10 protein-coding genes are annotated in these 10,876 nt (G+C 69.7%); 2 read left to right on the forward strand and 8 right to left on the reverse strand.

Features of this window, described 5'->3' with window-relative positions; all coding sequences use genetic code 11:
• Positions 1-27: 27 nt before the first annotated feature.
• Positions 28-885, reverse strand: a complete 858-nt coding sequence (locus tag ABZ453_RS43195; protein ID WP_359024271.1) for an ABC transporter permease — start codon at positions 883-885, stop codon at positions 28-30.
• Entirely contained in the window at positions 875-1,690 is an 816-nt protein-coding gene (locus tag ABZ453_RS43200; RefSeq protein ID WP_359024273.1) for an ABC transporter ATP-binding protein, read from the reverse strand. Before ABZ453_RS43200 ends, ABZ453_RS43195 begins: the two co-directional genes overlap by 11 nt.
• 161 nt (positions 1,691-1,851) lie before the next feature.
• On the opposite strand from ABZ453_RS43200, the gene ABZ453_RS43205 reads away from it, so the two are divergent.
• Positions 1,852-2,544, forward strand: coding sequence for a response regulator (locus tag ABZ453_RS43205; protein WP_359024275.1), 693 nt, complete (start codon positions 1,852-1,854; stop codon positions 2,542-2,544).
• A 45-nt stretch (positions 2,545-2,589) separates the two neighbouring features.
• Here the strand turns inward: ABZ453_RS43205 and ABZ453_RS43210 are convergent, their stop codons facing one another.
• From ABZ453_RS43210 to ABZ453_RS43235, 6 genes are all read right to left on the reverse strand, one after another.
• A complete protein-coding gene (locus ABZ453_RS43210) occupies positions 2,590-4,182 on the reverse strand; it encodes a cation acetate symporter (RefSeq protein ID WP_359024277.1) in 1,593 nt (530 codons plus the stop codon).
• Positions 4,179-4,742 carry a DUF485 domain-containing protein gene (locus ABZ453_RS43215; RefSeq protein WP_359024279.1) on the reverse strand — a complete coding sequence of 188 codons (564 nt, stop codon included), beginning with the start codon at positions 4,740-4,742 and terminating at the stop codon, positions 4,179-4,181. Before ABZ453_RS43215 ends, ABZ453_RS43210 begins: the two co-directional genes overlap by 4 nt.
• A gap of 68 nt (positions 4,743-4,810) precedes the next feature.
• The gene (locus ABZ453_RS43220) at positions 4,811-5,494 is read right to left on the reverse strand and encodes a response regulator transcription factor (protein ID WP_359024281.1); all 684 of its coding nucleotides are present in this window, start codon (positions 5,492-5,494) and stop codon (positions 4,811-4,813) included.
• Entirely contained in the window at positions 5,491-6,642 is a 1,152-nt protein-coding gene (locus ABZ453_RS43225; RefSeq protein WP_359024283.1) for a histidine kinase, read from the reverse strand. The genes ABZ453_RS43220 and ABZ453_RS43225 overlap by 4 nt, the downstream gene beginning before the upstream one ends.
• Positions 6,639-7,154, reverse strand: coding sequence for a DUF1453 domain-containing protein (locus ABZ453_RS43230; RefSeq protein WP_359024285.1), 516 nt, complete (start codon positions 7,152-7,154; stop codon positions 6,639-6,641). The genes ABZ453_RS43225 and ABZ453_RS43230 overlap by 4 nt, the downstream gene beginning before the upstream one ends.
• Before the next feature lie 852 nt (positions 7,155-8,006).
• Positions 8,007-10,130, reverse strand: coding sequence for a DNA topoisomerase IV subunit B (locus ABZ453_RS43235; protein ID WP_359024287.1), 2,124 nt, complete (start codon positions 10,128-10,130; stop codon positions 8,007-8,009).
• Positions 10,131-10,572: 442 nt separating this feature from the next.
• Between ABZ453_RS43235 and ABZ453_RS43240 the strand changes: the two genes are divergently transcribed.
• The gene (locus tag ABZ453_RS43240) at positions 10,573-10,803 is read left to right on the forward strand and encodes a hypothetical protein (RefSeq protein ID WP_266961483.1); all 231 of its coding nucleotides are present in this window, start codon (positions 10,573-10,575) and stop codon (positions 10,801-10,803) included.
• Positions 10,804-10,876: the final 73 nt, after the last annotated feature.

Consider the following 10,876-nt stretch of genomic DNA (forward strand, 5'->3'; position numbering starts at 1 on the left):
ACGGCGGGCCCAAGTGGGCGGCCGGGGCTAGGAGTTCGCCGGTTTCCAGCGGAAGACGCGGCGCTCCACGAAGGTGAGCAGCCCTTCGGCCGCCAGCGCCACGACGGCGAGGATGACCATGGCGGCGTAGACACCGGCCGCGTTGAAGGTGTTCTGGGACTGCGCGACGAGCAGGCCGATGCCCTTGGTCGCGCCGATGTACTCGCCCACGATGGCGCCGATGAGCGCGAAGCCGAAGCTGACGTGGAGGCTGGTGAAGATCCAGGCGGTGGCCGACGGGATGACCACCTGAAGGGTCACCCGGCGGTCGCCGGCCCCCAGGATGCGGGCGTTGGCGACCAGATTCCGGTCGACCTCGCGAGCGCCCTGGAAGGCGTTGAAGAAGACCGGGAAGAAGACGAGGACCACGGCCGAGGCGACCTTGGAGGCGGGGCCGAGGCCGAACCAGATCAGGAAGATCGGGGCAAGGATGATCCTCGGCATCGAGTTGAGCACCTTGATGTATGGACCAAGGACATCGGCGAGGAAGCGGATCCGCCCGAGGGCGATGCCGAGCACGACACCGGCGACCACGCCGAGCACCCAGCCGAGCAGCGCCTCGTAGAGCGTGTACCAGATCTGCTCGCCCAGGGAGCCGAGCGCGGTCCCGTGGGTCACCCAGGTCCAGATCTGGTCCCAGATCTTCGACGGCATCGAGAAGTTGAACGGATCAATGACCTTGGCGCGGGAGAACACCTCCCACAGGCCGAGGAAGGCGACCAGCAGCAGGACACGGGTGGCCGTGACGACGATCCTGCGCCTACGGGCGGCACGCGCGCGTGAGTGGGTGCGGTCCGGGGTCTTGACGGTGTCGACGACCGGTGTGCTGAGTACCTCAGGCGACATGGGCGGCGCCCCTCTCACGGGTGATGCGGACCTCTTCGCCGAGGGACTCCCAGATCTCGCGGTAGATCTCGATGAACCGCGGCTCCAGGCGCACGGACTCGACCTTGCGCGGCCGCGGCAGGTCGATGTCGAAGACGTGCTTGACGGTGGCTGGCCCGGCGGTCATGACGACGACCTTGTCGGCCAGGGCGATGGACTCCTCGAGGTCATGGGTGACGAACACGACGGAGGCGCCCGTGCCCTCCCACAGCTCCAGCAGCTCGTCCGACATCAGTGCCCGGGTCTGCACGTCGAGCGCCGAGAACGGCTCGTCCATCAGCAGGATCTCGGGGTCGTTGACGAAGGTCGCGGCGAGCGCGACACGTTTGCGCTGGCCCCCGGAGAGCTGGTGCGGATAGCGGTCCTCGAAGGCGGCGAGCCCGACGCGGGCCAGCCATTCGCGCGCCTTCTGCCTGGCCTCCGCCTTGGGCACACCGCGGAAGCGCGGGCCCGCCATGACGTTGGACAGAACGGTGCGCCAGGGGAAGGTGGCGTCCTGCTGGAAGACGAATCCGACCTTGTCGCCGACGCCCCGCACCGGCTCCCCGGCGACCAGGACGTCGCCCTCCGTGGGCTCCTCCAACCCGCTGACCAGGGTCAGAGTGGTCGATTTGCCGCAGCCCGTGGGGCCGACGACCGCCACGAACTCCCCGCGCCCGACGGTGAGGTCGAGTTCCCTGACGGCCGTGTGCAGACCCCCCGACGGGGTCCTGAAGATCTTGCTCGCGCCCCGCAACTGGATGGCGGGGCTGGTGTCTGCGCTCATGGCCGGGGACGGTAGATGTGGTCCCGGCCACAGCAGGAGCCTTCTGGGCGCATGCCGTTCTTTTGCTTGCAACAGCCTGTTGTGCTCATTTTGCGCGCGCTACAACTGCGGAGCCGAAACACGGGTGTAACGCCCGCCTGGCCTTGACAGAAAGAGGCCCGATGATAGACGTCCTGGTCGTGGACGACGATTTCCGCGTCGCCGAGATCAACGCCAAGTACGTGGGAAAGGTTCCCGGCTTCCGGGTGACCGCCCGCGCGCACAACGCCGCACAGGCCCTGGCCGCCGTGCAGCGCGGAGGCGTCGATCTGGTCCTGCTCGACCACTACCTGCCCGACCAGACGGGCCTCGAACTCGTCCACCGCATGCGGGAACAGGGGCAGGGTACCGACGTCATCATGATCACGGCGGCCGGAGACGTGGCGACCGTACAGGCCGCGATGCGCCTCGGCGCGCTGCACTACCTGGTGAAACCGTTCACCTTCGCCGCCCTGCGCACCCGCCTCGACTCCTACGCCGCCCTGCGCCGCACGGTCGACCGGGTAGGCGGCCGTGGCGTCGCCGGCCAGGAGCAGGTCGACCGAATCTTCGGCGCCCTGCGCACTACCCCGGCGCCGTCCTCACCGGGCCTGCCCAGCGGTCACTCGGAACCGACCACCGACCTCATCTGCCGCGTCCTGCACCACGCCGACCACCCGCTCTCCGCCCACGAGGTGGCCGCCGAGACCGGCCTGAGCCGCTCCACGGCACAGCGCTACCTCCGCCACCTCGAACAGGCCGGCCGCCTGCGCCTCTCCCTCAAGTACGGTGACACGGGCCGCCCGGAGCACCTGTACGCCTGGGTAGCGCCGTAGGCCTCCCTCACACGCGGATGTCGTACGACGACGGGGGCGCCCCTCCTATACGGCCCCCGCTCCCGTCAGCGACCGAACCTCGGTCTCCGCGTGCTTGGCCTCGTCCGGCACCTCGGCCGAGGTGACCGTGCCGAGCCAGCCGGCGAGGAAGCCCAACGGGATCGAGACGATGCCTGGGTTCTGCAGCGGGAAGTACTGGAAGTCGACGCCGGGGAACAACGATTCGGGGCTGCCCGACACCACCGGCGACAGCGCGACGAGCACCAGTGCGGGGACGAGCCCGCCGTACACGGACCACACCGCGCCGCGGGTGGTGAAGCCGCGCCAGAACAGTGAGTAGAGCAGCACGGGGAGGTTGGCGGAGGCGGCGACCGCGAAGGCGAGGCCCACCAGGAAGGCGACGTTGAGGTCACGCGCCAGCAGCCCGAGGCCGATGGCCACCACGCCGATGCCGACGGAGGCGACGCGCGCGACGGTCACCTCGCTGCGCGGCTTGGCATGGCTGCGCCGCAGCGACGCGTACAGGTCGTGCGCCACGGAGGCCGAGGAGGCGAGAGTGATCCCGGCCACCACGGCGAGGATGGTGGCGAAGGCGACGGCGGCGACCACGGCGAACAGAACCGTTCCTCCCGTGGAGGCGGCTCCGCCTCCCAGGTCGAGCGCCAGCAACGGAATCGCCGTGTTCCCCGCCACGTTCGACCCGCGCACCGCCTCCGGCCCGACGATCGCGGCCGCCGCGAAGCCGAGGACGATCGTCATCAGGTAGAACCCGCCGATCAGCCCGATCGACCAGAGCACCGAACGCCGGGCCGCCCTGGCGGTGGGCACGGTGTAGAAGCGGGACAGGATGTGCGGCAGCCCCGCGGTACCCAGCACCAGCGCCAGGCCCAGGCTGATGAAGTCGAGCCGGGCCGTCCAGTCCCCGCCGTACTTCAGCCCCGGTGCCAGGAAGCCGTCGCCGTGTCCACTGCGCTCGGCCGCCGTCAGCAGCAGGCGGTCGAAGTCGCCGTGGAACCGCAGCAGGACAAGCACGGTGAGCGCGACCGTACCGCTCAGCAGCAGGACCGCCTTGACGATCTGGATCCAGGTGGTGGCCCGCATCCCTCCCAACGACACATAGATCACCATGAGCGCGCCGACGCCGATGACGGTCCAGGCCCGCGCAGCCGCACTCGTCCCCCCGAGCAGCAGCGCCACCAGGCTTCCCGCGCCCACCATCTGCGCCACCAGATACAGAACGGACACGGTGACCGAGGAAGTTCCCGCCGCGATGCGCACCGGCCGCTCACTCATCCGCGCCACCACCACGTCGGCGAGCGTGAACCGACCGCAGTTGCGCACCAGTTCGGCAACGAGGAACAACACCAGCAGCCAGGCCACGAAGAAGCCGACCACGTACAGCATCCCGTCGTAGCCGTACAGCGCGATCAGCCCCGTGACGCCCAGGAAGGAGGCGGCCGACACATAGTCCCCGGCGATGGCAAAACCATTTTCCAGCGGGGAGAAGAGACGTCCGCCCGCGTAGAACTCCTCCGCCGAACCCCGCCTGTTGCGGCTCACCCAGGTCGTGATCGCCAGCGTGACCGCGACGAACCCGCTGAACAGCAACAAAGCCAGCGTCTGATGGTGCCCGGTCATGACACACCTCCCCGGGCCGAACGGGTCAGCTCCTGTGTGTCCCACCGCAGTTCGAGCGCTGCCCGGTCCCTGCGCAGCCGGGCATGCCGTGCATAGGCCCAGGCGAGCACGAAGGTGGTCAGGAACTGCCCGAGCCCCGCGATCATCGCCACGTTCACCGCTCCGGCCACCGGCCGCGCCATCAGTCCCGGCGCTGTCGTGGCCGTCACGACGTATCCCACGTACCAGATGAGGAAGAGGAGAACTCCCGGCACCACGAACCGCCGGTAGCGGCTGCGCACTTCCTGGAACGCCGCGCTGCGTTGCACTTCGATGTAGATGTCGCCCGCCGCCGACACCCCCTCCTCCTTCGCGCCCCGGCCGCCCGGTCCGCCGCCGGTCGCGGGCGCCCCGACGCCATCCGTCTCGCCCCAACCGGACGCCAGCGCGTCGTACCACGGGTCGGCGTACCGCAGGCCCCCGGGCGCCTCGGCCGGTCGCGGGACATGCCTTTCACGGTGCTCGATCGAACGGTGTGCACCACCCTCGCTTCCGCGAGGACGACTGTTGCTTGACTGCATGCTCAAGGATGGACAGAACGGGAACATCCTGACTTCTCTTCCCCGCACTCTTCACCCCATCAGGTGACTCATCCCGCTGGTGGCCGGGCGATCCCCTTCGCGTAGGCATAACGCACCGCCTGGGCACGGTCCTTGAGGCCGGTCTTGGTGAAGATGTTGTTGATGTGGGTCTTCACGGTCGCCGTCGACACATGCAGCCTGCGGCCGATCTCCGTGTTGCTGAGCCCTTCGGAGATCAGTTCCAGCACCTCGATCTCCCGGGCGGTGAGCCCGTCGGGCGGCTCGGCCGGTTCCGTCGGCCGCGGCGCGGGCTCCGACAGCCGCTCCAGCAGCCGCCGCTGGATGCTCGGCGACAGTCCCGCGTCCCCGGACAGCACGCTGTGCACGGCCCGTACGATCTCGTCCCCTCCCGCGTCCTTGGTGAGATATCCCCTCGCCCCTGCCCGCAGCGCCGGGAACAGCGACTCGTCGTCGGCGAAGGTGGTCAGCACCACGACCTGGGTCCCGGGGTACTCGGCGCGGATGCGCCGGGTCGCCTCCACGCCGTCGCAGCGGGGCATGCGCAGGTCCATCAGCACGACGTCCGGGGCGAGTTCGGCGACGAGCTGCACCGCTTCCTCACCGTCCCCCGCGGCACCGACGACCTCGACTCCGGGCAGCAGTCCGAGCAGCATCACGATGCCCTCACGGACGACGGTCTGGTCGTCCGCGACCACCACGCGCGCGGGCCGCTTCCCCTCCCCTTCCGTCATACGGGCACCCTCAGCGTCACCACGAACCCCTCCTCGTCCGGCCCCGCGTCCAGCGAGCCGCCCAGCAGCTCGGCACGCTCGCGCATGCCCAGCAGACCGTACCCGGCGCCCGCCCCGGCCAGATCTCCCGGCGGTCCGCCCGAGTCCCGTACGTCCAGCGTCACTTGGTGATCGGCGTAGTCCAGCCGCACCCGCACCTTGGCGCCCGGCGCGTGCTTGCGCACGTTCGTCAAGGCCTCCTGGGCGACCCGCCGCACCGCCTGCGAGGCCTCCGCGGGCAGCGGCTTCCGATCACCCGTCACGGTGACCTCCGCACCGGCCGTCGTGCCCACGAGCTGCGTCAGGAAGTCCTCCAGCGGGGTCAACTCGCCCCGCAGCGCGGACAACGCCTGCCGTGTCTCGTCAAGACCGTCGCGCGCCATGCCCCGCGCCGCCACCACCCGCTCCAGTATCTGCTCCCGGTCGGCACCCCGCTCGATCAGCAGCCTGGCCGCCTCCAGGTGCACGAGCTGCGCCGAGAGGCTGTGGGCCAGTACGTCGTGGATCTCACGGGCGATCCTCGCCCGCTCGGCGAGCGCCGCCGACTCCGCCTCGGCGGCCCGTGCGGCTCGCTCCTGGGCCAGCAGTCGCTGGGCGCTGCCGCGGGCCTCCGCGTCGAGCCTCAACACATAACCGGCGAGGGCCAGTCCGGCCGCCGTGGCCGCCGTGGTCAGCCACACGTCGTTGTTGACGGCGGCGTACGACCCGAGGGCCACGGACGTAGTGGGCAGGGCGACCGCCAGCGGCAGCCGTTCCAGCGCGCTGACGGCGCAGCCGCACCAGAGGACGAGGGCCGGCCCCCGGAACCCCAGGGCCTCGGCCCCGACGGCCAGTCCCATGAGCAGGAGCAGGATGCCCAGGGAGGGCCACAGCCGGTGCTGGAACGTGGTCCGGTACAGGGCCCAGGCCAGTCCGGCGGCCACGACCACTCCGACCCCGCCGGCGACCGTCACCCACCCGTGGGCACGGTTGCTGTCGAAGGCTCCCCACAGCAGGATTCCCAGGGCGAACACCCTCACGACCCAGGCGATCAGGCGCCGGGGCCGCGAGGTGCCGTGCCGCCCGAGCGCCTCCCGCGACGGCCAGCGCATCCAGGCGTTCTGCGTCACACGCGCTCCTTCCGCGCGGGGCGGACACCGTACGCCGCGGCCGCGGAGACGGCGGGCGTGACTGACTGGGCCCGCCAGACCAGGATCCCGCCGCGGACGAGCAGGGTGGCCGCGAGAGCGACGAGCAGGGCGGAGCTGTCCTGGTGGACGCCGAGCGCGGCGCCCAGCGCGAAGAGGCCGACGCGCAGGGCGATACCGATGATCCACACCGTCACGCTCGCCCTGGTGCTCTTGCTCCACACCGCGCCGTCCGGCTCCGCCCAGACGCGGGTGGTCCAGGCCCAGCCCGCTCCCGTGGCGAGGCCTATGAGGAGCTCGACGCCGAGCAGGACGATCGACTCCGTGCGGTGATGGGCGTCCACGATGCCGGGTTCACGCAGCGCTACGACGGCGAGGATCACGGGAACGAGCCACCAGCGCCGCCCCGTGCCTGTCCGCTGTGCGCGGAACTGGCGGACGATCACCAGGACGACCACGGCCGCGATCATCAGCGCGTTGACGAACCCGGACATCTGAGCCTCCACGGCGAGGAAGGGAGTCACGACAGCGAGCGCTGCCGACGCCTTCGACACTACGGAAACTCGCAGGTCACCAGATCGGACCGTGGGTGGACCCCGGGTGGATCCGTGAACCGCCCCGGTGTCCACCCACGGGTGGAGAACCGCGACGGGGTGACCGTAGGTCAGGTGACCCGACGGCATCGGTTCCGGCAAGGCCGAATCCCGAGAGGCTGGCCGGGCAGCGGGGAACCGGCGGGGTCGGATGGGAAGCAGGCAACCGGCGGGGCTGGCTCGGAAGTTGAGGAACAGGCGCGGTTGGCTCGGAGGCGGGCTGGCCCGCCGGCCGGCGGCAGGTGGGAAACCAGCGCGGTTGGCCGGAAGGCGGGATGGTCTGACCGGGGTTCCCGGGAGGCCGGATGGCCCGACTCAGACCTGCAGAGCCAGGCGGCGCGACGCAGACCTGCCGAACTGCCCGCCCATCGCCGGCCAGGGATGCCGCGAGCGATCCACCGGAACCCCACGCACCCACCCGTCCCGCCGCACCCGGCCCTCAATCGGCCCCGCTCGCTGCGGCCCGGCCGGACCAGACGTCGTCCTCGCCCCGCCTGTCCGCACCTCTCCGCCCTGCCCCGGTCCGGGCAGACATGCCATCAGCCCTCGGCTCGCCCCGGCCTGGCCAGCCCTCCCATCACCACTGGCCCGACCTCGGCCAGCCAGACCTCCGTCGCACCTCGTGCCCCCCCGACGTGGTGAACTCCCAGCGCGCTGACCCGATCTGGCGATCCTCCCCATCACCCTCTCCCCACCCGGACCTGCCGATCCCCCATCGCCCCTCGCCCGATCCGGCCCAGCCGAGCTGAGCGGCTACGCGTCGATGCGGGAGCGGTCCAGCGTCGCCGCCGAGCTGGAGATGAACTCCTTGCGCGGTGCCACGTCATTGCCCATCAGCAGGTCGAAGACCTGCTCGGCCGAGTCCAGGTCGGAGAGGTTGATCCGGCGCAGGGTGCGGTGGCGCGGGTCCATCGTCGTCTCGGCCAGCTGGTCGGCGTCCATCTCACCGAGACCCTTGTAGCGCTGGATGGAGTCCTTGTACCGGATGCCCTTGCTCTGGAGCTCGAGGAGCTTGTCGCGCAGCTCACGGTCGGAGTACGTGTAGACGTACTTGTCCTGCCCCTTCTTCGGCTGCACGATCTCGATCCGGTGCAGCGGCGGCACCGCGGCGAAGACCCGCCCCGCCTCGACCATCGGCCGCATGTAGCGGTGGAAGAGTGTCAGCAGCAGGGTCCGGATGTGCGAGCCGTCGACGTCGGCGTCGGTCATCATGATGATCTTGCCGTAGCGGGCCGCGTCGATGTCGAAGGTCCGTCCGGAACCCGCTCCTATGACCTGGATGATCGCGCCGCACTCGGCGTTCTTCAGCATGTCCGTCACGGACGACTTCTGAACGTTGAGGATCTTGCCGCGGATCGGCAGCAGCGCCTGGAACTCGGAGTTCCGGGCGAGCTTGGCGGTACCGAGCGCGGAGTCTCCCTCGACGATGAACAGTTCGCTGCGGTCCACGTCGTCGCTGCGGCAGTCCGCGAGCTTGGCCGGCAACGAGGAGGACTCCAGGGCCGTCTTGCGGCGCTGCGCGTCCTTGTGCTGGCGCGCCGCGATGCGCGTACGCGCGGCGGCGACGACCTTCTCCATCACGACGCGCGCCTGCGCGGCCGCGTCCCGCTTGGTGGAGGTCAGGAAGGCCTTGAGCTCCCTGGTGATCACGGTGTTCACGATGCGGCGGGCCGCCGAGGTGCCGAGGACCTCCTTGGTCTGACCCTCGAACTGCGGCTCGGCCAACCGGACGGTGACGACCGCGGTGAGCCCTTCCAGGGCGTCGTCCTTGACGATGTCGTCCTCGGCGACGCGCAGCAGCTTCTTGGCGCGCAGGACCTCGTTGAGCGTGCTGCTGACGGCCGTCTCGAAGCCGGCGACGTGGGTACCGCCCTTGGGGGTGGCGATGATGTTCACGAACGACTTCAGGGTCGTGTCGTATCCCGTGCCCCACCGCATGGCCACGTCGACGTCGAGTTCACGGGTGACCTGGGTCGGGGTCATCTGACCGTGCTCGTCGAGGACCGGCACGGTCTCCTTGAAGGTGCCCTGGCCGGAGAAGCGGAGGACATCGCAGACCGGCTTGTCGGTGGCCAGGTACTCGCAGAACTCGCTGATGCCACCGTCGAAGCGGAAGGACTCCTCGCCCTTGCTGCCGCCCTCGCCGAGGCCGAACTGGTCCCGGACGACGATGGTCAGGCCGGGCACCAGGAAGGCCGTCTGACGGGCGCGCTGATGGAGGTTCTCGAGGGAGAGCTTGGCGTCCTTGAGGAAGATCTGGCGGTCGGCCCAGTAACGCACGCGCGTGCCGCTGCGGGTCTTGGGGATCCTCTTGGCCCTGCGCAGGCCGCTGGCGGCCTCGAACTTGGCGTCCGGCCCGGCTCCGGCGAAGGCGCCGGGCACGCCGCGGCGGAAGCTGATCGCGTGCGTGTGGCCGCCGCGGTCGACCTCGACGTCCAGGCGCGCCGAGAGGGCGTTCACCACGGAGGCACCGACGCCGTGCAGACCGCCGGACGCCGCGTAGGAGCCGCCGCCGAACTTGCCGCCGGCGTGCAGCTTGGTCATGACGACCTCGACACCGGAGAGGCCGGTCTTGGGCTCGACGTCGACCGGGATGCCCCGGCCGTTGTCCCGGACCTCCACCGAGGCGTCATCGTGGAGGATCACCTCGATGTGGTCGCAGTAGCCTCCGAGGGCCTCGTCCACGGAGTTGTCGATGATCTCCCACAGACAGTGCATCAAGCCGCGGCTGTCGGTGGACCCGATGTACATGCCCGGGCGCTTGCGTACGGCCTCGAGCCCCTCGAGGACGAGCAGGTGCCGCGCGGTGTAGTTGGAACCGTCCCGCTCTGCTCCTGCCAGCAGAGCTGTGGACGACACGGACGTTTCGGCGGTCACGCGGTTCGCTCCTCGCTGAATTTCAGGTGAGGCCCTTCTGGGTAAGGGCGCGGCCTCTGTTGCCGTGAAGAGGGTACCGAGGCCTGGTAGAGCCGTTGTAGCGCCACCCTTCGTCGAAACACAGGGTAGTCCACAGTCGCATGCATGTTCGATCCCTCGTTGGAGTGAAGCACATATCACGTTCCCTTCGAGGCATGAACCATTTAGGCTCCGGGCACGTCCTCATGAACAACCGGCAAGCCAGCCGGGAGGACCTGACATCGAACGACAGCGCGAAACCGTACGACACACAGACACGCAATACGGCACATTCGCCGCCAACCGGCAACAGACAGCCGGACTCGAAAGATTTTTTCGAGTAGAAGCCCGGGGCGGGAACGTTTTAGGGCTGGTTGGATGTTGACCCTGGTACGACAGCTCGTCGAGCTAGAGAAGAGGCGACGTGACTACTGTTCTGACCCCCGCGAGCCCGCTGACGGCCGCCGATCGCTGCGACCGCTGCGGTGCGCAGGCATACGTTCGCGTTGTCCTGCTCAGCGGCGGAGAACTGCTCTTCTGCGCCCACCACGGGCGCAAGTTCGAGCCGGAACTCAAGAAGATCGCCGCTGAGATACAGGACGAGACGGAGCGGCTGACCTCCGCTCCCGCGTCTGCGTCCGAAGAAGAGCGCTGACACTTCGCGTCCACGACGAGCCAGCTCCGGCACAGGCCGGCATACGGGCGGCGCGGCCCCTGCTTCCAGGGGC

The organism is Streptomyces sp. NPDC005799 (genome assembly GCF_040630525.1).
Lineage (GTDB): Bacteria > Actinomycetota > Actinomycetes > Streptomycetales > Streptomycetaceae > Streptomyces > Streptomyces griseorubiginosus_B.